Below are 22,536 nucleotides of genomic sequence, written 5' to 3'. Positions count from 1 at the left end.
GGCAATGGTGCCTACCCTTGCGCAGAAATTAGTCAGGTGTCCGTCAGTTCATTCCGGGCATTCACGAATAAACGATGCTGCGGGCATTTCCGGAGCACGAAAGCAAAATTACAAATGGGTCTTTGCCGCATAACGGGCGGGGACTTCGGGGGAAGTCAAATGAAAACGCAATACCAACGGGGCGAGTCGGTATTCATACGATGGGTGTTCTGCCCGTCTGCCGGCCGCAATGCACGTGTGTTGCCCGGCCTGTCTCAAATACCGACGCGACAAGTCATTCCCGATTGATCTGAGCCAGCGAACGCCGCGAGTCAGCACTCGCGGCGTTCGCTTGCGTGCTCGCTTCTCACGCGCCTGCGTGACAAGCCAGTGTTCTGCCGCTCACGCGTGTCGGCTCTCCGCCAAGTCATTTGCTTCTCTCCCGGTTCGCCATGTTGCCTAGTCTTCAATTTCCTCTCGCGTCCGTACGCCGTCGGTCCTCAAATACGCCCGTCGCCTGGTTTCACTGGCTGCGTGCGCTGCTGACCCTGCTGGTGTTGTTCACCGCGTCGTCGTCGGCGTGGTCGCAGGCATGCGTCACATGGACGGCCACGTCAGCGCAGCTCTCCGGCGGGAGCTATCGCTACACGTTGCCGCTCAATGACGCATGCGATCCCACGGCGGAAGGCTTGTACACGTCGCCGGGGCAGATCGTTGGTACTGCGCTTGCGGCGGATGGCTCATCGTTGTCCGTCGATCTCGGCACCTTCCCTTACGACATCCTGGTCTTCTCGCCGAAACTCGGCACCACGCAGACCTCGTGGACGTTCACGTTGTACCGGGCCAGCGACGCGCCGGTCACGGTGGCCATCAATTTCCCTGTGCCAACGGTCACCTCGCTTTCCCCGAGCGGGGGTCCGAACAGCGGCGGTACGGCCGTGACGATCACCGGGACCGGTTTTACCGGGGCCACCGGGGTTAACTTCGGTGCAACCCCCGGGACAGGTGTTGTGGTGCTGACCGATACGACGATCGTCGCGACATCCCCTGCCGGAACGTCACCCGTCGACGTCACCGTCACCACCAGCGCTGGCACCAGCGCCATAAACGCGCCAAACGACAGGTTCACATACACACCGACGGTGACGGGGGTGTCGCCGACGTCAGGGCCCGCCGGCGGCGGTGTGTCGGCAACGATCACGGGAACCGGCTTTACCAATGCCACATCGGTGACCTTCGGGACGAACGCCGCGCTGCCCTACATCATCGTGAGCGACAGCACGATCACGGTGTCGAACGTGCCCGCCGGGACGGGCACTGTCGACGTGAAAGTGACCAACAGCGCTGGCACCAGCGCGACTAACGCGAGCGATCGGTTTACCTACCTCGCGGCGCCCGTCGTGACCTCGGTGACACCGAATGCCGGTGCGCCAGGCGGCGGAGCGAGCGTCAGGATCCAAGGTTCGGGGTTCAGCACCGGCGGCGTGCCGTCGGTCAAGTTCGGCAGTACACCGGCGCCGAGCTTTACCCTCGACAACGATGCGCAAATCACCGTCACGTCTCCCGCGGCGGCGGCGGGCACCATCGACGTTACGGTCACCAACAACAATGGCACCAGCGCGACCAGTGCCGCCGATCAGTTCACCTACGCGGGCGTCCCCACCGTGACATCGCTCGGGACGAAGGAAGGCCCGCTCGCCGGCGGCACGACGGTGACGATCAATGGGACTGGCTTAAAGACAACGACCGCAGTGGCGTTCGGCGCGGTCAGTGTGCCCTTCACGGCTGTCAGCGACACGCAGATCACGGTGACATCGCCCGCGAACGCGAGCGCAGGCGTCGTCGACATCGTTGTCACCACACAGGGGGGCACCAGCGCGACCAGCAGCGCCGATCAGTTCACGTACATGGCCCTGCCCACGGTGACGAGCCTTGCGCCGACGTCCGGCCCGGCGGCCGGAGGTACGACCGTGGCTATCAGCGGCAGTGGCTTCACCTCCACCGCAACCGTGAGTTTCGGTGGAACGGCGGCGACGAATGTCCAGTTCGTGAGCACATCCCAGCTAACGGCTCGCTCACCTGCTGGCACGGGCACCGTCGACGTGAGGGTCTCGACCAGCGGCGGCACCAGCGCGACCACCTTGAACGACCAGTTCACGTATCGGCCGGCGCCGACGATCTCCAGCCTCTCGGTGACCGTGGGGTCCCCGGCGGGCGGCACACAGACCAAGATCACGGGTACCGGATTTACCGGCACAACCAGTGTGACGTTCAACGGCTCACCGGCGACGACTTTCAATATCGACAGCGACACGCAGATCACGGTGACATCACCTGCCGGCTCGGCGGGAACTGTCAATGTCGTGGTGACCACGCCGAATGGCACAAGTGCCGTCGGTCCGTCGAGCCAATTTACCTACGCGGCGCCACCGACGGTTTTGAGTTTGGGGCCCACTACCGGCTCAACGGCCGGTGGCGATTCGGTCACGATCACGGGCTCGAATTTCTACAACGGGGTCACGACAGTCAAGCTCGGTGGTAACTCCGCAACGATTACCGCGATCAGTTCGACGTCGATCACGTTCACGACACCGGCGGGCTCGCTAGGTCCGGCAACGCTCACGGTCGATACGCCTGGCGGAACCTCCACGACAGGCGGCGCCTTCACCTATGTCGCGGTGCCTGTCGTGACTTCGCTTTCCCCGCCGTACGGGTCGACGAGTGGAAGCACCCCCGTGACCATCTCGGGCAGCGGTTTCACGGGGGCGACAGCGGTGAAGTTCGGGGCGACGGCCGCAGCCTTCACGGTCAATAGCGATTCGCAAATCAGCGCGACGGCACCGGCGGGTACCGGGGTCGTGGACGTGCGCGTGACGAACCCAGCGGGCACGAGCGCCATCGTGACGGCGGACAATTACACCTACGCCGGTTTGCCAACGGTGCAATCGACGGTGCCGGCCTACGGGCCAGTGGCCGGTGGCACGACCGTGACCATCACCGGCACGAATTTCATCTCCGGCGTGACGGTCGTGATGTTTGGTGCTCAATTGTCGAACAGCGTGACGGTCAACAGCTCGACGTCGCTGACGGCCACAGTACCGGCGGGCACGGCAGGCGCTGCCAACATCCTCGTCACGACGCCGTTGGGCAGCAAGACGGTGGTCGGCGGCTATACCTACTACGCGGCACCTGCCGTCACGTCGATTTCGCCGACGAGCGGCCCGGCGAGCGGCGGGACATCCGTCACGATTACGGGGACGGGCTTCAACAATGTGACGGGCGTGTCGTTCGGTGGCACGTCGGGCACGAACATTACGGTCAACGGCACGACACAAATTACGGCAACGGCGCCGGCGGGCTCGGGTGTCGTCGACGTGCGCGTGAGCGCCGCTGGGGGGACGAGCCCCGTTACGGCGGCGGATCAGTTCACTTATCTCGGCGCGCCTGCGGTGACCAGCGTCACCCCCAATACTGGCCCAACGACGGGGGGCACGCCCGTGACTATCACGGGCACGGGGTTCACCGGTGCCACGGCGCTTAAGTTCGGTACGGTCAACGGGTCCTCCGTCACCGTCCTCAGCGCAACGCAGATCACCGCGGTATCGCCGCCGGGTACCGCAGGCGTGACCAACATCACGGTGACGACGCCGAACGGCACGAGCAGTACCACCCCTGCCAATCAGTTCACCTACACGTCGCCCGCTGCGGTCACCCTGGCGCCGACGACATTGCCGACGCCGGTGGCGGGGCAAGCCTACAACCAGACGATGACGGCGTCGGGCGGCACCTTGCCGTACCGATTTACCGTGACGAACGGCACATTGCCGGTGGGTTTGACGCTAAATGTCACGACCGGTGCGCTCACAGGTACGCCGAGCGCCACGGGGACCAGCACGTTCACGATTTCGGTCACCGATGCCAGCACCGGACCGGGCACGCCACTGACCGCCTCGCAGAGCTATACCTTCAACATCACGGCGCAGGCTGCATCGGCACCGGCGATCGATGTGAAGGCGCTGTCCAACGCGCCGATCACGATTCACGCGACGGCGAACGCCGTAGGCGGCCCGTTCACCCGCGTGGCCATCGTCACACCGCCGGCCAGCGGTACGGCAGTCGTCAACGGTGAAGACATCGTCTACACCCCGGCGGCCAATACGAATGGCGTGGTCACGTTCGCCTACGCGCTCACTAACGCTGCGGGTACCTCGGCACCGATTTCCGTCACGGTGACGGTGCAGGCGGTGCCGGTGACGGCCCCGGGGCTGCAAGCGAGCGTCAGTGCTAACGAGGCGACCAATATCGACATCACGACCGGTGCGACGGGTGGCCCGTTCACGGCGGCGAACGTCATTGCGGTGTCGCCAGCGAATGCAGGCACGGCCACCATCGTGGCGGTTGCCGGTGCGGCGCCGGTGAGTGCAGGCGGCGTTCAGCGGCTTCGCGCTGCTGTGGTCGCGCCCACGCAGTACAGCGTGCGCTTTGTGCCCGCGGCTGCCTTCGCGGGCATGGCCGTGATCACGTACACGTTGTCCAACGAGAACGCCACGTCGGCACCGGGCACGTTGCAAGTGACTGTTGCGCCGCGTAAGGATCCGTCGACGGACCCGGACGTGACCGGTCTTATCGGGGCGCAGGTGGAGGCGGCACGCCGTTTCGCCACGACACAGATCGGCAACTTCAACCAACGTCTCGAAGCGTTGCACGGCAAGGGGCGCGCCCCGTCGAGCAATGGGCTGAATGTGGTACTGCCGTCGCCGGATCGCGATCGCAATGTGTCGCGCTGTCAGGATGTCGTGGGTATCTCCGAGCGCGACGCGTGTCTGCGCGGTGATGTCAGTCCGCTGGCGCTCAACAAAGCGAAAAGCCTCGACGTGCGCGACAAGAGCGTGGGTTCAAGCGGGGTCGGTACGGGGGACAGCAGCGTGCCCGATCTGCCGGGCGAAGGCGCCAACGACGACAAGCGTTTCGCTTACTGGACGGCAGGTTCGGTGGACTTCGGTTTCGCCAACATGGCGGCCAGTTCGGCCGCACAGCGCTCGGGCTTCAAGTTCACGACGGGCGGTGTCACGCTCGGTGCCGACTATCGGTTGTCCGACCAGTTGTCGCTCGGGGCGGGTGTGGGCTACGGGCATGACGCGACCGATATCGGCAGTTCGGGCACGCGCAGCACGGGCGATAGCTACAGCGGCGCGCTGTATGCGAGCTTCCGTCCGATCCCGACGTTGTTCGTCGATGCGGTGGCGGGCTTCGGGACGCTGAATTTCAGCTCGCGTCGCTGGGTGATCGACGCGAACGACTTCGCGAGCGGCAAGCGCAACGGCCAGCAGTTCTTCGGCTCGCTGTCGGCGGGTTACGAGTTCCGCAACGACGACTGGCTGTTCTCACCGTATGGCCGTCTGACGGCGTCGCGCTCCACGCTGGATCAATACAGCGAAACCGGCGCGGGGCTAAATGCGCTCACGTACTTCAAGCAGAACGTGAACACCTTGTCGGGCACGCTCGGTGTGCGTGCCGGGTTTGCCAAGGCCACGCCAATTGGCACCTTCTCGCCGTATATCCGGGTGGAGTTGCAGCACGACTTCAACGGTCAAAGCATGGCCGGGCTGGCCTATGCCGACATTGCAGGCAGCGGGCCGGTGTACTTCGTGCCGGGCAGCCCGTATGGCAGCGATCGCGTGCAGGTCGGGTTCGGTTCGAAGTTGCGCACCGGCGTGCTCGTCTTCGGGCTGGATTACAGCGTGACGACGGGGATGGGCGGCTTGCAGCAGGGTGTGCGATTGACCTTCACCGCGCCGTTCTGAGCGGTGAGAGGGGGGCTTGATCGATAAGCCCGTAAAACCTGTAGAACGAGAAAGGCCAGCCCGTGAGGCTGGCCTTTTTTCGTTTAGTCCAACGCAGGCTCTTCGGCGACCTTGCGCTGTTGCAATCGGCGGAAGAATGCGGCGTTGTGCACGTCGGCGACGTCGAACACGCTATCGGCAGCGCGCATGACGGCCGCGTTGAACAGCAGGCGGGTCTCTGCCTGACAGGCTGCGGCACCGACTTGCGCCGCGACTTGTCTGGCAATCTCACCGATCATCGCGCGCTTGATGACGTCGAACGAAGCATCCGGCCGTCCGTCGAGATGATTCATATGGGCGAGCAGCATTCCCAACACCTGCGCGTGAACGAGTTCGGCGGCCCGCTGCTCCATGGCCAGTACGTCATTCTCAGTCATGAGTACCCCCGATGAACGATGTGTTGTGCGAAGGGAAGCTTCGCCAGCATAGCACCGCCCGTGGGGGCTCGCTGGGACCTCCCCGGCACCTCGTTCAGATCGCGTTCACCCCGCGTGCGCCCCGGCCCGATGGGCTTTTACAGCCATGCCGCCGGCACGCCGCCGCGCTTGCGCCGCTCTTCGGCACCGGCGTGCCAGCCGGGATAGCTGTCGGTGGCCACGCCCAGCGAAATCAATGCGCCGGCGACCTTCTCGTTCTTCGCATCCTTGGCGACGGCGTAAAGATTCGGCGGCGTGTCCGGTGCGCCCGGGTGGCTGCGCGACACCAGACTCGGGTCGCTCAGATTGACCCCGTATTTCTTGAAGAGCGTCAGTTGTTCTACCGCGTTCGGGTAGTCGTCTTTCACGACGAGATAGGGCAGGCTCACGTCCATGCCGGTCCCGGGCATCGTGACGCCCATGCCGCCGCGCAGAAACAGCTCGATCGCGCGCAGGTCACCCATCCGGCTCGCCTTGGCGAACTCGTAGAGGTCCCACTTCATGCCGATGTTGTTGAGTTCGACGCGCGGGTCGTCGCTCTTGCCGTTCTTGATATCGAGCAGCAGCTTCTGCACATTGGCGACCCACTGAACATTGGCGGCACCCAGCCCGCCTTGCTCGGCGTGCCGGCTGCTCGCGATCGCGCCGAAACTGAACGCGCCCGCGCACAGTCCGGCGCAAACGACCAGACTGCCATGCATGCGTTTTTGTCCGCCGATCAGGCGTGTGGCGAGCAGCACGGCAAACACCAGCACCGCGAACCCTGCCACGTAATTGATGTAGGGAAAGAACGGCCGGACGAAGTCGAGCACCGGGATCAGGATGGCGGTGGAAATTGTCATGACGGCGTTGATCGGACCGATATGGTCGGTGACCCACCGTCCCCCTTCCACGTACGTTTGCGTTTTCATTATTTTCGAGAAGCGTGGTGTTTTGACGTTATGGCGCCGCGAGCGCGCGCACGATGATACCTGCGCACCATCATCGTCACGATGACGGGCGCTGTCATCCTGTCAGCACTGACAGGGACACGCAACTGGCCCCGCCGGGAGCGGCCCGCTTGGCATGCCTGATGTTTCGCTATCCGTAACGTCGCGGCCGGATGCGGTTGCACCTTCGTGCGAGATTATCGTGAAACGGGTTTCCCTTTTTGAGGTGATTTCGGGTTAACACCTAAAGTTTCGCCGGGTCTGGCCGTAAGTCATGAGGTGGAACCTCCCACCTAGTGGAACCGGTGGCCTGGGGCGCCGGTTCTGGTCTTTGAACTCCTAGCCGCAGGCCTGCCAGTCCATTCAGCATGACAGTATCTTCGCTTAGAACGCGGATCATTCTGATCGCGTGTGCCACCGTCGTCGGTGCGCTGATTCTCTCCGGCATTACTACCTACCTCATCGTGCGCACCAGCATGATGTCGACCATTTCCAACACGCTCGACGCCGTGGCGCGCGGCAACACCCTCGCCGTCGAGCGCTGGGCGGCTGCCAAGGGCCAGTCGGTGGTCGGCACGGCGGCTGCCGTCGAAAAGGGCGAGCAGGGCGTTGCGCTCACCAAGCTGCTTGGCGCGACCAACGGCTTCCCCATCTCCAGCATCGGCTGGAGCGACAAGTCGTACTTCTCGAGCGGTCCCACACCGCCCGACTACGATCCGACCGCACGCCCCTGGTACAAGGGCGCCACCGCGGCAGGCAAGCTGACCGTCGTCAAGCCGTACGCCGACATCGCCTCGGGCAAGCTCTACGTGTCGTTCGCTGCGCCGATTCTGCGCGACGGCCAGACGCTCGGTGCCGTGAGCGGTGCCGTGCCGCTCGATGCTGTGCAGGAAGTCGTCAAGGCCGTGCATCCCACACCGTCGAGCCTGGCCTTCGTGGTCTCACGCGACGGTCTCGTGATCGCGCACCCCGACGAAAAGCTGATGCTCAAGCAGTCGAGTGATCTCGCGCAAGCCCTCACGCCCGACGCGCTCGCCAACCTTGAACGCGCCAAAGACCCGATGGAGGTGCAGTTGGGCGGCGACGCCAAGCTGCTCAAGGTGCAGCCGGTGCCGGGTACCGACTGGCTGTTCGTGGTCGCCCTCGACAAGGCCGAAGCGACTGCCGGTCTGTCGCAAGTGCTTAGCGCGACCATCATCACGTTGATCGTGCTCACGCTGTGCGCCATCGGTATCGCGAGCTTCTTCACGTCGCAGGCGTTCAAGCGCCTGTCGCAAGTGCGCGACGCGATGGATACCATCGGCTCGGGCGGCGGCGATCTGACGCGCCGCCTCGATGTCGTCGGCAATGACGAAGTGGCGCATATCTCGCGATCGTTCAACGCGTTTGTCGACAAGATCAGCACGGTGATGATCGACGTGCGCTCCGGCGTGCACGGCATGACCTCGGCGACGAGCGAAATCGAAATGGGCAACCGCGATCTGTCGCAACGCACCGAAGCCTCGGCCGGCACCTTGCAGGAAACGTCGGCGGCCCTGACCGAGTTGACGGCCAGCGTGAAGCAGACCGCCGAAGCCGCCGAACACGCCACGCGTCTGGCAAACGATGCCAGCGAAGCCGCTGCGCGCGGCGGAGACGTCGTCACCGGGGCTGTGACGACGATGAGCGAGATTGCGCAGTCGTCGGAGCGCATCACCGAGATCATCAGCGTGATCGACGGCATCGCGTTCCAGACGAACATTCTCGCGTTGAACGCTGCCGTGGAAGCGGCGCGCGCTGGCGAGCAAGGCCGTGGTTTTGCCGTGGTGGCAGGCGAAGTGCGCACGCTGGCACAGCGCAGCGCGGCGGCTGCGCAAGAGATCAAGACGCTCATCGAAGCCTCGGTGCAGAACGTCAAGAGCGGCACGCAGCGTGTGCAGGCGGCGGGCAACACCATGGGCGAGATCGTCGATGGCATTGGGCGCGTACGCCGCCTGATCGTGGAGATCCACAGCGCGATGACCGAGCAGAGCACGGGCATCAGCCAGATCGATCGCAGCGTGGCGGAAATGGATCAATCGACGCAGCAAAATGCTGCGCTGGTGGAGGAATCCGCCGCCGCATCGGCCATGTTGAGCGAGCAGGCTCGCAATCTCGCCGATACGGTTGCGCTGTTCCAATTGCGCGAGCATAGCCGTCACGGCGTGACGGTCATGCACACGCGCACCGGGTCGGGTTCGCATCGCGACGAACCGGCACTCGCGGCCTAAGCCGAAGCCACTTCCCTACGTCTCCTGAGCCGGCAGCCAACGAACCGGCGGTGATTTACCGCCATTCGTCATCGCGCTGCCCGCCCGCCAGATTTTGTCGCAGAATAGGACGCTGTCTGGCGGGTATCTCATCTTCATTCAGGAGACACATCATGACGACTCAGCAATACGAAGGCGGCTGTCATTGCGGTGAATTACGATTTTCCGTAAATATTGATTTGTCCAAAACAATTGCGTGCAATTGTTCGATTTGCAAAAAACGTGGATTGATTCTCGCATTTGCACCGCGCGGTGAATTCACGCAGACGTCCGGTGTGGATTCGAATCGCGAATATCTCTTCAATAAACATCTGATTCGCCATCAGTTCTGCCAGAAGTGCGGCGTCGAGGCGTTTGCCTTCGGAGAGATGCCCGACGGCACGAAGATGGCGGCAGTCAACGTACGCTGCATCGACGGCATCGATCTCGATACCGTGCACCCCACGCCGGTCGATGGTGCCAGCTTGTAATTGCATCTCATTCCGAATTCCTGTTAATAGACGGAATCGTATATTTAAGCGGATACCATTATTTGGATTTTGCTGATGATGGTTTGTCATGCAAAACCGGAAAACGAAACGGCGCATCAATCGCGCCGTTTTTAATTTCCGGAAATATTGTGAAAGTCATTCCGTGGGAATCGAGGGATTATTGACTCAAGATTATTGAATGGACTTCCGTTATGCCATGCGATTGTTCGTGTTTTATCGCATTCTGGAGTTGGCATGAAGTTCTTGGGTAGTCTCAAAATCGGCACGCGCCTGACCATCGGGTTCGCCATCACGCTGGTGCTGCTGTGCATCGTGGGCGGTATGGCCGTGTATCAGGCATCCCGCATTTACGGCGGCACACGCGATCTCGCCGACAACTGGCTGCCCAGCGTGCAGACGCTCGGCACCGTGCAGGTCGGCGCCAACGCGGCACGGCGTGCCACGCTCGCCGCACTGTTGACCACAGTGGAGCAGAGCCGGATCGACGAGACGAACAAGCGCGTAGCGGCCATCGAGTTGGTCAACAAGACAATTTCGGCTTACGGCACTCTGGTGGCCTCCGACGAGGACCGCCGTGCCTACGAGGCCGTGCGCGAGGCGTGGTCCAACTATCTCGCCATCGATAATCGCGTCGCCGAACTGGCCAAGGGCGACGAGGCCGCGCAGGGGCAGGCGCGCACGCTCGCCATGACCGACGCGGTGCAGTCTTTCGCCGTGCTCAGCCAGAAGCTCGCTGAACACGTGGCGGTCAATCGCGCGGGCTCGGTAGCGGCGGGGGATGCCGCAGCAGCCGACTATCACGCGGCGTTTATCGCGACCATCGTGCTGATCGTGCTGGCGCTCGGGGTGAACATCGTCATCGCGCTGGTCATTACCCGTTCGATCACGGTGCCAATCGGCCGCTGCGTCGATATTGCCCAGACGGTGGCGCGCGGCGACCTCAGTTCGCGCATTGATGTGCATGGGCAAGACGAACTCGCGATGTTGCTCGGCTCGCTGCGCGACATGAACGGCAAGCTGGCGCAGGTGGTCGGGCAGGTGCGCAACACCAGCGAGAGCATTGCCACCGGCTCGGCACAGATCGCGGCAGGCAATACCGATCTGTCGTCGCGCACCGAACAGCAGGCCGCATCGCTTGAAGAGACGGCGGCCAGCATGGAAGAGCTCACGACGACGGTCAAGCAAAACGCCGACAACGCCGAGCAAGGTAATGTTCTGGCTTCGAATGCGTCGCAGATTGCGCTGCGCGGTGGTGACGTCGTGCGTCAGGTGGTCGAGCGGATGCGCGAGATTTCCGAAGGGTCATCGCGCGTGGGCGACATCACCAGCGTGATCGAAGGTATCGCCTTCCAGACCAACATCCTCGCCTTGAACGCCGCCGTGGAAGCGGCGCGCGCCGGTGAGCAAGGCCGTGGCTTTGCCGTGGTGGCGGGCGAAGTGCGCACGCTGGCCCAGCGCAGCGCTAATGCCGCCAAGGAGATCAAGGAGTTGATCGACGCGTCGACCCGTCAGGTGAACGAGGGCGCAAAGCTCGTTTCGGAAGCCGGCACGACGATGGACGAAGTGGTGCAAGCAGTGAAGCGTGTGACCGATCTGATGGCGGAAATTGCGGCGGCGTCGACGGAGCAGCGCACCGGCATCGAGCAGGTCAATCAGGCGGTGATGCAGATGGATACGGTTACGCAGCAGAACGCGGCGCTGGTGGAAGAAGCCTCGGCGGCGGCGCAGTCGATGGCTGCCCAGTCGAGCGGCTTGCGCGAGCTGGTGTCGATCTTCAAGCTCGATGGCGCAGCCAATCAGTCCAACACGCCGCATCGCTTGTCCGCCTGACGTTTTCAACCGGCCAATAAAAAGCGGCTCGCCGACGTCAGCCGGCGAACCGCGAATGCCAGAACGCTCTCACCAGCGTCCGGCCCACGGGACCGCATGCGTCCCATGTTCTTTCTGCCGCGACATTGGCGCGGGCGTATCTCGCTCGGCCGGCACGAGGCTCGTGCGGCCGTCACCGGCAACTGGCCGCCTGCCCCCCGGCGTGGCGGTCGTTGCCTTGTCGATTGTCTTGCGTGCGTGTGATCGGCGGCGCTTACTTGCCTGCGAGCATCGACCCGCGATCGCGCAGGTTGATGTGCATCTCGAAGGCGCGTTCCAGCGCATGCGGCGTGTGGCCACCGTAACGCTGGGCGTCGCGGTAGTAGTCGCGCAGTACGTCGCGATACGACGGATGGGCGCAGCGGTCGATCACCAGATTGACGCGCTCGCGCGGTGCGAGCGTGCGCAGATCGGCGAGCCCTTGCTCCGTCACGATGATGTCGACGTCGTGCTCGTTATGGTCGACGTGCGGCACCATCGGCACGATGCTGGAAATCTTGCCGTCCTTCGCGACCGACTTGGTGGCGAAGATGGCCATGCGGGCGTTGCGCGCAAAGTCTCCCGACCCCCCGATACCGTTCATCATGTGCGTGCCGCCCACGTGGGTGGAGTTCACGTTGCCGTAGATATCGGCTTCGAGCGCGGTATTGAGCGCAATCAGCCCCAATCGGCGAATGACTTCCGGATGGTTGCTCACTTCCTGCGGGCGCAGCACGAGCTTGTCGCGATAGCGTTCGAGATTGCCGAATACGCGATCCTGCACGGCCTGCGAGACAGTGATCGAAGACCCCGACGCGAAGTCCATCTTGCCCGCGTCCATCAATTCGAACGTGGAGTCTTGCAGCACTTCCGAGTACATCGTCAACTGCTCGAACGGCGAATCGATGAAGCCGGTGAGCACGGCGTTGGCAATGGTGCCGATACCCGATTGCAGCGCGGGCAGCGTGCGGGGCAGCCGCCCGCGCGAGACTTCGTGCTGGAAGAATTCGATGAGATGACCGGCAATGCGCTGCGTCTCGGCATCGGCGGGCAGGGCATTGGAGGCGCTGTCCGGGGTGTCGGTAATGACGATGGCGGCGATCTTCTCCGGGGCGATCTTCACGGCGGCCGTGCCGACACGATCGCGCACGTCGACGATCGGCAGCGGCGAGCGATGCGGGCGCTGTCCGGGGATCCAGATATCGTGCATGCCCTCGAACGCGAGCGGCTGCGCGAGGTTGATCTCCACGATGACCTTGTCGGCGAGGATGGCAAAGCTCGCCGAGTTGCCGACCGACGAGCTGGGCACGAGGCTGCCGTCTTCGGTGATGGCCACGGCTTCGATCACGGCCACGTCGAGCTTGCCGAATTGACCGGTACGCAGGAATTCGACGGTTTCGGACAGATGCTGGTCGACAAACATGACTTCGCCGCGATTGATCGCGCTGCGCAGCGTGGTGTCGACTTGAAACGGCAGGCGCTTGGCCAGCACGCCGGCTTCGGTCAGGGTCTTGTCGGAATCGTGGCCGAGCGACGCACCGGTGATGAGCGTGAGCTTCATCGGGTGGGCTTTGGCACGCTTGGCGAGCGCAATGGGCATGTCCTTGGCGTCGCCGGCGCGGGTGAACCCGCTCATGCCGACCACCATGCCGTCACCGACCAGCCGGGCAGCATCGTCTGCGCTCATCACCCGGTCGCGTAGCGACGCCAGGCGGATGCGGTCTTCATACATCTTGAGGCTCCTCGTCTCTTTCTTATCCGATCATCCGGTCCGCATTCCGCCGCTTGAGGCTGAACTCGGCCGATCGATCGCTTTGACGCAACGGCGGTGGGTACACCTGTCACGCTTGACTCGAAGTGTATTGACCCATCGGCTACATTTCCAATATATTGAAAGCGTTATTTGAATACTTTTTATGTATTGATTGGGTTCGCCCTTATGGGGCTGGGCTGACGCGGGAGTGGGTATGGAATTGCGGCATTTGCAATATTTCATTGCGGTCGCCGAAGAGCGGCATTTCACCCGCGCTGCGGCGCGCGTGGGCATTCAGCAGCCGCCGCTCAGTCTTCAGATCCGGCAACTGGAAGAGGAGTTGGGCGGGCCGCTATTCGTCCGGCTGCCGCGCGATGTGGTGTTGACGGAGCTGGGGGAGGCATTTTTGCCTGAGGCGCGGCATATTCTCGAGCGCGTCGAGCGGGTGAAGCGGCAGATGCAGCAGATATCGCGTGGCGATGCGGGCCATATCCGTATCGGCTTTGCGGGCGCGACGTACTTCGAACCGACTATTCCGGCATGGATTCGTGATTTCCGGGCGCGCTATCCGGACGTGCAATTGCATCCCCAGCAAAGCAATACGGCGAGTCTGCTGGCGGCGTTGGTGAACGAGGAGGTGGACGCGGCGTTCGTGCGCACGCCGGTCGACGCGCCGCCGGGCATCGTGACCGTGCCGGTGGTGGATGAGGCGATGGTGCTGGTGCTGCCGCTGGGGCATCCGATGTGCGCACGCGAGCGCGTGCCGCTTGCGGCGCTGGCGCAGGACGAGTTCATCCTGCTGCCGCGCGAGATCAGCCCTGCGCTGTATGACCGTACGATTGCGGCGTGCGAGGCGGCCGGGTTCCGGCCGAAGCTGGGGCAGGAGGCGCCACAGATTACGTCGATCGTGCCGATGGTCGCGGCGGGCTTCGGGGTGTCGCTGGTGCCCGCGTCAGTGAGTCAGATTCGTACGCCCGGCATGGGATTTTGGCCCATTGATGCAGCGATGGGCGAGGTGCCGCGTGCACCGATCAGCCTCGCGTTTCGCGCCGCGCATGGCTCGGCGGCGCTCGGTCACTTTATTGCGATGTCGCCATCGGGCTTGCCGGACGGCGAGATCGGCGGCATCGCGTCACTGGGGGCCTGATCGCCAGCGGGCTTTGCTTCGTTGGTTATCTCGTTGGCAGCACGCGCACCGGGCGAACCGGCCGCAGGGCTGATGGCGGGCGCCGCGGCAATCACCCGCGTGGGCGCCAGCACGATCCCATTGAGCGAGCGGCCCGTGCTGCTCGATTTGCCACCGTCGGCGTAGTCGCCATAGCCACGGTGGCTTGGGCTTGTGACGGCATCCGCACGCGTCGGCAACCAGCCCCTCACACGCAATTGATTCACCAGCATGGGATGAATCAGCAGTGAGTAGAGCAGGCACGTGAGCGGCAGCGAGACCACCAGTGCCGACTCATCCCAGACGAACGCCGGGCCGAGCGCAAGCACCACCCAGATCAGTGCGTGCCAGCCAAAACCATGCGCCAACAGGTAAAGCGGTCCGAGGAAGAACGCCGCCACGCATGACAAATAGGTGATCTCGACGACATCCCCGCTTGCCGGGTTGCGAAATTTGAGTGTCATCGCGAGGTGGGGGACGCTGTTGAGCAGAAACCCACGTTACACGAGTGACGACCCCATTTCGTCCTACCCCGTCCTATCCTTTTTTTCGCCCTCCCGCCCTCAAGTCATGTGGCAATCCGATGTATTTGAGCGCCGGCAACTTGCGGTGGAACAGGTAGGCTACACTTCGACCATGCCCCGTCGGGATCCGGGGCCCTCTGGGGACTCCCACTGCCATGCGCACTCTTCGAAGGCTGACCCGTTGGCTCCCCGTCCTCATCGGTGCCATCGCAGGCGTGATCGTCATGCTGGTGGCCGCACAAGTGGTTCAGACGCGCGTCGACGATTTTCGCCTGCGTTTGTTCGTGCGCGACATCATGGGCTACATGAACGACGCTTCGATCTCGCGCCGTAACGCACTGTTTCAAGCCCCTCAGAACACCGACGTTCCCTGTACCGATGAGGATATCCTCGGCCTGCGCCGCGTGGCGATGCGCAGCCCGTATTTTCACGATATCGGGCGAGTCCACGACGCGAAGCTGCTTTGTACGGCCATGGTCGGGCGTCTCGCTACGAACCCCACGCTGCCACCCCCAGACCACGAAACACTTAACGGCGTGAAGCTCTGGCACACCATCACCGGCGTCATCACGCCCGGCGTCCAGGTCGATGCGGTCGGTTGGGGCGACATCGTGGTGTTCAGCTCTCCGGTGCTGCCGCCGCGACTCGGCACCCCCGATCGTGGGTTTGCATCGATCGCCTCCACTTACGACAAGCGGTTTCAGTTCTGGCGTGCCGGTCTGTTCGACGATCAACGTCAGGTCGAACTCGGTGTGACATCGCGGTGGTTCGAAATCGGCCCAGTGCGTCATTACGCGACGTGTTCGAACGCGGTGGATGTCTGCGCGTCGGCGGTCTACACGTCATCGAGCATTCTGCATAACCCGATCGGTCTGGCGATGGCGTTCGGCATCGGCGCGGCGCTGGGCGGCGCAGTGGGTCTGTCGTGGCGATCGCGCAAACGCTACCGCATGTCGGTGGACTGGGCGACGCAACACGCCGCCGAGACCGGGGGCATCACGGTGGTGTATCAGCCGCTGGTTCGCCTGCGCGATCGCAAGATGATCGGCGTGGAGGCGCTGGCCCGCCTGAACGATAGCGCGGGCAAACCGATCTCTCCTGAGATGTTCATCCCGATTGCCGAGCGGCGTGGTGTCATCGGACTGGTGACGCGGCAAGTCGCGCGGCGTGCGCTCATCGACATGCACGGGCGCGCCTTGGCCGATTCCGAATTTCACATCAGCATTAATCTCGCCGCCGAAGATGTCGTGGACACGACGTTTCACACGTTCCTGAATCACATTGCGGCGTCATTACGCGTGCCACGGACACAAATTGCACTCGAAATAACGGAGCGTTCCACCGATAGCATGAAACGTCTGGGAGATGCGTTGGATCGGTTGCGTGCCGACGGTTATCAAATTCATATTGACGACTTCGGCACTGGCTTTTCGAATTTAGCTTACCTGTCGACGCTCCATGTCGATGCCCTGAAGATTGACCGCATGTTCACGCAGGCGATTGGCGCCGATACGGTGGGCAGCGCGATTGTCGATCAGATCTGCAAGATGGCGGCGCTGTTGAAAGTGGGCGTGATCGTCGAGGGCGTGGAAACGCGCGCACAGGCCGTTTATATGCTCGCGCATTGCCCCGAGGCAGTGGGGCAGGGGTGGCTTTTCGGCAAAGCCGTTCCGGACGATGAATTGCCGTCGCCGGAAGCCCTTATGAAAGCGATGGCAGACGATGCGGAGACGGTCGCTTAAATCTTGCAGAGCGCCGGGATTGGGTTTTTCGTGCGTGTGTTTCTGTGAACTATTTGTGGCGGCTCTCCGGTGGTGAGAGAAATGGCCGGCAAAAATTGGTAATGATTATTTTCGTTATATCGGGCGAATTACCGAGAATAACGACACGCATTCGGCGCTAGATTGGAACCACCGTGGTCCTGATGTGCCCCCGACCTCCACGGACTATCCGGCTCGCCGATCTGGCGGGCCGCTTTTTTTTCCCGTGATGCACCATGATTTGTTCGCATGTTAGGATTCTCCAAAAAAGCAGCATTGGTTTTGTGACGCCACAGCTGTCGATTTGCAGATGGGGGACATATGGATAAATCTTTTCGTTTTTCTTGGCACTACGTGAGCGACACGGCTCCCGGCGTGCCGTTCGACCTTGAGGGCGCGGTCACGCCGCGCGCCGACGACCGCTTTGACGGTGCCGTCGATGCTTACTCAGACGGGAATTACATCGGCCGATGCGAGTATTCGAGCATTGAAGCCAGTGATGCGTCACTCGCCGCCGAACAAATCCGTAAACGCATCGAGCGACGCATCGAAGATCGCGTCGCTCGTGAGCATCCGGTCACACATTGACCGCGTTGAAAGCCTTGAATGCCAGCTGGCGCGTTTAGCGCCAGCGCCGGCAGCAGCCACCTCCCCAGTGGCCACCCCAACCGCCTCCCCAGCCACGCCCCCACGAGAATGAGAGCGATACGTTGCTGCCCCATGGCGACGGGGCGAAGCCCGGGTAAAACGGCGCATAGTCCGGGAATGCCGGATAGGCCGCATAGGCGGGGTAGGTCGCGTAAGTCGGATACGTCGCGTAGGTCGGGTAGGCCGCATAGGCGGGATACGTCGCGGGATAGGTCGCATACACCGGCGCGTTTGACGGCATTTGCGACGACTGCGGCGGCACGTAATCAGGCGGCACGGGCGAACCGTTCGGATACACGGGCGCGCGTTGCGGCGATGGCCGATAGTCTGGCGGCACCGGCGAACCATTCGGATAAGCAGGCGGCGTAGCACCGTTGCCGCTGCCCGGTCGATAGTCCGGTGGCACCGGCGAGCCGTTCGGATACGCCTGATGCGCAGATTTTCCCGGTGGCGGTGGCGGCATGCTGATGCCGGGCGCGGGTTGGGCTTGCACTGGCGCTGCCGAAACACTCGGCGTGGGCACGGGGGCCGTGGACACATCGGTCGCGGAACCGGCTGAACCGGGGGCTGCGCGCATGGCTTGCGGCGCATTGGGATCTTGCGAAAACGTCAGCGCACCGCCTGGATATTGCACGACGTAGCAACCGGCGAGCGGCAGGGCACAGAGCAAAGCGGCGAGCGGAGCGATTTTCATGGCGAGGAGTGTAACGCAGGAAATCGCAGCACCGTGGGCCAGCGCCACAATATTGAACTGCGTTTGCATTACGATCGATTAAGCACGCGCTAACCACTTGTGAATCATGTGGCGCGGGTTGCACCTGTTCGAAATCGACAGGCAAAAAAAACGGCCAGCGCGTTGCTGGCCGTGAAATCCACCAGGAGGAGGTGGAGGAGACAGGTGCAACTATATCAGGGAAATCCCTGAACGGGTAAACCTGCGACGAAAAAATATGTAGAAAAACCACAACTGCGACAATTCGTCGCTTTTTGGGGCGCCAAACCCGCAATTCCACGCCTGATATACCTCTCAGGTGCGTCAGCCGAGCCATTTCCCGTGCGGGGGATGGAGAAAAACCACAAAGTCCGGGCAGCGCGTTACCGCAGCTACCGCCGCTACCGCCGTTACTGCCGCTACCGCCGACCGTCTTCGAGGAGAGGTATCCAATGTCTTCCAACGCTAGAAAGTGGGGCAATCACACTGCCGTCGCGCCGATCTCCCGCGGACCCGCGCCGTTGCCCGGCACACGTGCCGATGCGCTGGCGCCCTTGCAGACGTTCGTCGCCACCCTGACGGCGTTGGTCGATCGCCAGCCCGATGAGCCCACGATCGTGGCCGAGGGGCGTGCCGCGTTGGCGGCGCTGATCGCCGACGACACCTGGCTTCCCGAGGAATACACACGCCCCGATCCGGCGCGTTATACGCAATACCGGCTCTATGTCGACCCGCAGGCTCGCTTCAGTGTGGTGAGTTTTGTCTGGGGGCCGGGGCAGTCGACGCCCGTGCACGACCACACGGTCTGGGGGCTGATCGGCATGCTGCGCGGGGCCGAAGATTCGCTGCCGTTCGCCCGTGCCGGCGACGGGCAGCTGGTGTCGGCCGGTGACCCGGTCCGGCTCTCGCCCGGCACCGTCGAAGCCGTTTCCCCCTCGCTCGGCGACATTCATCAAGTGCGCAACGCCTTCGATGATCGCGCGTCGATCAGCATCCACGTCTATGGTGCGGACATCGGCCGGGTGGAGCGCGCCGTGTACTTGCCGGACGGCACCCGCCGCAGCTTCATCTCCGGCTACGCCAATCCCGACAGCCCCAATCTCGTCGCGCGCTGAGCGCGTCTTCCAGCCTGCCAATTCAGCGTTCTCGATGGATTCCCCGACGGCTTGCCCGCCGGCGAATCCGTTCGCCATTTGCCTTGAGAATCTAAGTGTTAACACCAAGCATCGAATTACGTTCGGCGATATAAACTTCCGCAAAGCGTAATTTCATGCGTGTGAGGATTTGCCGTGCCCGTCCTTCGACCCGACGCATGAAATGCTTCGCCCGCCTACCGGCGCGGCGAGGTGCCCGGCGCACGGCAGAGACAACACCAGCCGGCGCATCGACCGGGACGCAGTGACAAGAACGTTTGGAGACAGGATGAAAGCAGCAGAAGTGAATGTCGGCGCGCTGATCGACGAAAGCCGTCTGGGCGGTTATCAGTGGTGGGTGATTGCGCTGTGCGCCATGTGTCTGGTGGTCGATGGTTTCGACGTGCAGGCCATGGGCTATGTGGCCCCGGTGGTGATTCGCGAGTGGGGTATCGCGAAGGAAACGCTCTCGCCGGTGTTTGGCGCGGGGCTGTTCGGCATGCTGGTGGGCTCGCTCACGTTCTCGGCGCTGGCTGACAAGCTGGGCCGCCGTCCGGTGCTGATCGGCGCCACCCTGTTCTTTGCCGTGTGCATGATCGTCACGGGCTTTGCCAATTCGATTACCGAGCTCGTCGTCTGGCGTTTTGCGGCGGGCCTGGGTCTGGGCTGCATCATGCCGAATGCGATGGCACTGGCAGGCGAATACAGCCCGCGCCGCATTCGCGTCTCGCTGATGATGATGGTGTCGTGCGGCTTTACGCTGGGTGGCGTGGTTGGCGGCCTGATCACGGCGGCGATCATCCCGAGTCTGGGCTGGCGCGCGGTGTTCTTCATCGGCGGCGCGATTCCGCTGGTGCTCGGCTTCCTGATGTGGGCCTCGCTGCCGGAGTCGATTCAGTTCCTGATGTTCAAGAAGAGCGACGCGGCGCGCATTCGCAAGCAATTGCAGCGCGTGGCACCGTCGGCGAATCTGCCGGCTGACGCCCGCTTCGTGCTCGACGAGCAGAAGGCCAAGGGCGTGCCGTTCATCGAGTTGTTCAAGGATGGCCGCGCGCGGATGACGCTGCTGCTGTGGGTCATCAACTTCGCGAACCTGCTCGACATGTACTTCCTGTCGAACTGGCTGCCGACGGTGATTCGCGACGCCGGTTATTCGACGCAGGTGGCGGTCATGGCCGGCACGGCGTTGTGGACGGGCGGCGTGATCGGCACGTTGCTGTTGGGCCGTGTGATCGACCGCGTGGGCTTCACGAGCGTGCTGGCCGTCACGTTCCTGATCGCGATTGCGGCGACGGCAGCGATCGGCAATCCGGCGGTGATGGTGTCGATGGTGGCGGTGTTCGCGGCGATCTTCTTCGCGGGCTTCTCGATCATCGGTGGTCAGCCGGCGCTCAACGCCTTGGCCGCGACGTACTACCCGACGTCGCTGCGCTCGACGGGTATCGGCTGGAGCCTCGGCGTCGGCCGCATCGGCTCGGTGCTGGGCCCGGTGCTGGGCGGTGCGCTGATGCACCTGCAATGGTCGTCGTCGTCGCTGTTCCTGGCGGCAGCCGTGCCGGCCTGCATCTCGCTCATCGGTGTGCTGGCGATTGCCCGCATGCAACGCGGCGACGGCGGCAAGATGCGCGCTGCGACGGCGAGCTAAGTCGTGATGGTTCTTCTGCCGTGTCCGTGCGCTTGAAATTGAGCGCAAGGTAACGTGGCTCAACGCCCGCCAGCGGTATCATGGCGGGCGTTGTGCTTTTTGCACCGCGTCTCGAGCACGCTATCAGCACGTTATAACTAAAACGAAAAATGACACAGACGTCCGAACTCTCTCCCGCCTTGCCGACCGAGCGTGTATTGCTGGGCATTCTTGGCTTGTTCATGATGATTGCCCCGGCGTCGACAGATATGTATCTGCCGGGGCTGGTGACGATGCGCCACGAACTTGGCGCGAGTGCGGCGGCCGCGCAGCTCACGCTCTCGTATTTCTTTCTGGGGTTTGCGTTCGGGCAACTGCTCTGGGGGCCGCTGGCGGATCGCTTCGGGCGGCGCTGGCCGATGGCTGCGGGCATCGCGCTCTATATCTTCGGCAGCGTGGGCTGCGCATTCTCCGACACCATCGATCACATGATGATGTGGCGTTTCGTGCAGGCGCTCGGCGGCTGCGCGATGCCGGTCATTGCACAGGCGATCGTGCGCGATGTGTACGGCGCACGAAACAGCGCCCGCGCGTTTTCGATCATGTTGCTCGTGATGAGCGTGGCACCGATTGTGGCGCCGCTGCTGGGCGGCCAGTTGCTGCGCTTTACGACGTGGCGGGTGATCTTCGGAATTCTTGCGGTGTTTGGCGTGGTGGCCATGCTGGCGTTGTGGCGTTTGCCGGAAACCGGCGCGGTGCATGCGCGCACGGTGGGCGGCCCGCGTGCCATCGTCATGTCGTATTGGCATCTGCTGCGCGACAAGCATTTCGTCGGCTACATGGTGGCGGGCGGTGCAGTGTTCGGCGCATCGTTCACGTACATCACCGGCACGCCGCTGGTGTACATGGAGTACTTCCACGTGTCGCCGCAATTCTTCGGCGTGCTGTTCGGTATCAACATCGTCGGTATGGCCTCGATGACGATGTTCAACTCGCGCCGCGTCGGGCAGATCGGGTCCTATCGCCTGATGCGGGCCGGCATCATCGGTTGCGCGGTGGTGACGTCGGTGCTGTGCGCGACGGCGTGGCTGGGCATGGCGATCCTGCCGTTGATGGTGGCGCTGTTGTTCCTGTTCATGTCGCTGCGCGGCATCATTACTGCGAATTCGGTGGCCGGGGCGATGGCGAACCACCCGACACGCGCGGGTGCGGCGGCCGCGCTGGTCGGCAGCGTGCAGTACGGTTTCGGTTTCGCTGCGGGTGCGCTGCTCGGCGTGCTCAATGACGGCTCGCCGCGACCGCTGGCCACTGTCATGTGCGCCTTCGCGTTGCTGGCATTGGTGTCGATGCTGCTGATGTTGCCGGGCAAGCGCGCGGCGGCGTGACGGTGCGTTGATCGCGACATCAAGCCGCCGCCGCTGGC

General features: G+C 63.1%; 15 protein-coding genes. 10 read left to right on the top strand and 5 right to left on the bottom strand.

Translation table 11 applies throughout. The features are described from left to right. Positions 1-431: 431 nt before the first annotated feature. Positions 432-5,783: an IPT/TIG domain-containing protein gene (locus tag CDV46_RS21890; RefSeq protein ID WP_087724944.1), complete on the top strand. Its 5,352-nt coding sequence runs from the start codon at positions 432-434 to the stop codon at positions 5,781-5,783. An 83-nt stretch (positions 5,784-5,866) separates the two neighbouring features. On the opposite strand, the gene CDV46_RS21885 is transcribed toward CDV46_RS21890, so the two are convergent. After that, positions 5,867-6,199 (bottom strand): hypothetical protein, encoded by a 333-nt coding sequence (locus tag CDV46_RS21885; protein WP_140413455.1) that lies wholly within the window; start codon positions 6,197-6,199, stop codon positions 5,867-5,869. Positions 6,200-6,336: 137 nt separating this feature from the next. Beyond that, positions 6,337-7,149, bottom strand: a complete 813-nt coding sequence (locus tag CDV46_RS21880) for a hypothetical protein (RefSeq protein WP_087724942.1) — start codon at positions 7,147-7,149, stop codon at positions 6,337-6,339. A 386-nt stretch (positions 7,150-7,535) separates the two neighbouring features. Between CDV46_RS21880 and CDV46_RS21875 the strand changes: the two genes are divergently transcribed. From CDV46_RS21875 to CDV46_RS21865, 3 genes are all read left to right on the top strand, one after another. Further along, positions 7,536-9,416, top strand: a complete 1,881-nt coding sequence (locus tag CDV46_RS21875; RefSeq protein ID WP_087686898.1) for a methyl-accepting chemotaxis protein — start codon at positions 7,536-7,538, stop codon at positions 9,414-9,416. A 152-nt stretch (positions 9,417-9,568) separates the two neighbouring features. Then, positions 9,569-9,925, top strand: a complete 357-nt coding sequence (locus CDV46_RS21870; RefSeq protein WP_176399151.1) for a GFA family protein — start codon at positions 9,569-9,571, stop codon at positions 9,923-9,925. Between the two features lie 255 nt (positions 9,926-10,180). Further along, the gene (locus CDV46_RS21865; RefSeq protein ID WP_087724940.1) at positions 10,181-11,776 is read left to right on the top strand and encodes a methyl-accepting chemotaxis protein; all 1,596 of its coding nucleotides are present in this window, start codon (positions 10,181-10,183) and stop codon (positions 11,774-11,776) included. Between the two features lie 253 nt (positions 11,777-12,029). On the opposite strand, the gene CDV46_RS21860 is transcribed toward CDV46_RS21865, so the two are convergent. Continuing rightward, the gene (locus CDV46_RS21860; protein WP_087686900.1) at positions 12,030-13,526 is read right to left on the bottom strand and encodes an acetyl-CoA hydrolase/transferase family protein; all 1,497 of its coding nucleotides are present in this window, start codon (positions 13,524-13,526) and stop codon (positions 12,030-12,032) included. Positions 13,527-13,761: 235 nt separating this feature from the next. On the opposite strand from CDV46_RS21860, the gene CDV46_RS21855 reads away from it, so the two are divergent. Continuing rightward, positions 13,762-14,694 (top strand): LysR substrate-binding domain-containing protein, encoded by a 933-nt coding sequence (locus tag CDV46_RS21855; RefSeq protein ID WP_087686901.1) that lies wholly within the window; start codon positions 13,762-13,764, stop codon positions 14,692-14,694. On the opposite strand, the gene CDV46_RS21850 is transcribed toward CDV46_RS21855, so the two are convergent. Further along, positions 14,622-15,176, bottom strand: coding sequence for a hypothetical protein (locus CDV46_RS21850; RefSeq protein ID WP_087686902.1), 555 nt, complete (start codon positions 15,174-15,176; stop codon positions 14,622-14,624). The genes CDV46_RS21855 and CDV46_RS21850 overlap by 73 nt on opposite strands. Positions 15,177-15,391: 215 nt before the next feature. Here CDV46_RS21850 and CDV46_RS21845 point away from each other — a divergent pair, with 215 nt between their 5' ends. Together CDV46_RS21845 and CDV46_RS21840 are read left to right on the top strand one after the other, a co-directional pair. Further along, the gene (locus CDV46_RS21845) at positions 15,392-16,978 is read left to right on the top strand and encodes an EAL domain-containing protein (protein ID WP_087724938.1); all 1,587 of its coding nucleotides are present in this window, start codon (positions 15,392-15,394) and stop codon (positions 16,976-16,978) included. Positions 16,979-17,317: 339 nt separating this feature from the next. Further along, positions 17,318-17,584: a hypothetical protein gene (locus tag CDV46_RS21840; protein WP_087686904.1), complete on the top strand. Its 267-nt coding sequence runs from the start codon at positions 17,318-17,320 to the stop codon at positions 17,582-17,584. 34 nt (positions 17,585-17,618) lie between these two features. Here the strand turns inward: CDV46_RS21840 and CDV46_RS21835 are convergent, their stop codons facing one another. Continuing rightward, a complete protein-coding gene (locus CDV46_RS21835) occupies positions 17,619-18,338 on the bottom strand; it encodes a hypothetical protein (protein WP_140413454.1) in 720 nt (239 codons plus the stop codon). Between the two features lie 470 nt (positions 18,339-18,808). Between CDV46_RS21835 and CDV46_RS21830 the strand changes: the two genes are divergently transcribed. The 3 genes from CDV46_RS21830 (at position 18,809) to CDV46_RS21820 (ending at position 22,498) form a co-directional block, all read left to right on the top strand. Next, complete coding sequence (locus CDV46_RS21830) at positions 18,809-19,471, top strand: cysteine dioxygenase (RefSeq protein WP_087724934.1); 663 nt, start codon at positions 18,809-18,811, stop codon at positions 19,469-19,471. 307 nt (positions 19,472-19,778) lie between these two features. Continuing rightward, positions 19,779-21,134 (top strand): MFS transporter, encoded by a 1,356-nt coding sequence (locus CDV46_RS21825; RefSeq protein ID WP_087686907.1) that lies wholly within the window; start codon positions 19,779-19,781, stop codon positions 21,132-21,134. Between the two features lie 149 nt (positions 21,135-21,283). After that, a complete protein-coding gene (locus CDV46_RS21820) occupies positions 21,284-22,498 on the top strand; it encodes a multidrug effflux MFS transporter (RefSeq protein WP_087724931.1) in 1,215 nt (404 codons plus the stop codon). Positions 22,499-22,536 lie beyond the last annotated feature (38 nt).

Origin of the sequence: Pandoraea sp. PE-S2T-3 (assembly GCF_002179965.1) — a bacterium.
GTDB lineage: Bacteria > Pseudomonadota > Gammaproteobacteria > Burkholderiales > Burkholderiaceae > Pandoraea.
This window is presented reverse-complemented; position numbering and strand designations above follow the sequence as displayed.

Bases quoted from the DNA above. Each gene is read 5' to 3' on its own strand.
- CDV46_RS21890 (WP_087724944.1), top strand. From the start codon at position 432: ATGTTGCCTAGTCTTCAATTTCCTCTCGCGTCCGTACGCCGTCGGTCC.
- CDV46_RS21885 (WP_140413455.1), bottom strand. From the start codon at position 6,199: ATGACTGAGAATGACGTACTGGCCATGGAGCAGCGGGCCGCCGAACTC.
- CDV46_RS21880 (WP_087724942.1), bottom strand. From the start codon at position 7,149: ATGAAAACGCAAACGTACGTGGAAGGGGGACGGTGGGTCACCGACCAT.
- CDV46_RS21875 (WP_087686898.1), top strand. From the start codon at position 7,536: ATGACAGTATCTTCGCTTAGAACGCGGATCATTCTGATCGCGTGTGCC.
- CDV46_RS21870 (WP_176399151.1), top strand. From the start codon at position 9,569: ATGACGACTCAGCAATACGAAGGCGGCTGTCATTGCGGTGAATTACGA.
- CDV46_RS21865 (WP_087724940.1), top strand. From the start codon at position 10,181: ATGAAGTTCTTGGGTAGTCTCAAAATCGGCACGCGCCTGACCATCGGG.
- CDV46_RS21860 (WP_087686900.1), bottom strand. From the start codon at position 13,526: ATGTATGAAGACCGCATCCGCCTGGCGTCGCTACGCGACCGGGTGATG.
- CDV46_RS21855 (WP_087686901.1), top strand. From the start codon at position 13,762: ATGGAATTGCGGCATTTGCAATATTTCATTGCGGTCGCCGAAGAGCGG.
- CDV46_RS21850 (WP_087686902.1), bottom strand. From the start codon at position 15,176: ATGACACTCAAATTTCGCAACCCGGCAAGCGGGGATGTCGTCGAGATC.
- CDV46_RS21845 (WP_087724938.1), top strand. From the start codon at position 15,392: ATGCGCACTCTTCGAAGGCTGACCCGTTGGCTCCCCGTCCTCATCGGT.
- CDV46_RS21840 (WP_087686904.1), top strand. From the start codon at position 17,318: ATGGATAAATCTTTTCGTTTTTCTTGGCACTACGTGAGCGACACGGCT.
- CDV46_RS21835 (WP_140413454.1), bottom strand. From the start codon at position 18,338: ATGAAAATCGCTCCGCTCGCCGCTTTGCTCTGTGCCCTGCCGCTCGCC.
- CDV46_RS21830 (WP_087724934.1), top strand. From the start codon at position 18,809: ATGTCTTCCAACGCTAGAAAGTGGGGCAATCACACTGCCGTCGCGCCG.
- CDV46_RS21825 (WP_087686907.1), top strand. From the start codon at position 19,779: ATGAAAGCAGCAGAAGTGAATGTCGGCGCGCTGATCGACGAAAGCCGT.
- CDV46_RS21820 (WP_087724931.1), top strand. From the start codon at position 21,284: ATGACACAGACGTCCGAACTCTCTCCCGCCTTGCCGACCGAGCGTGTA.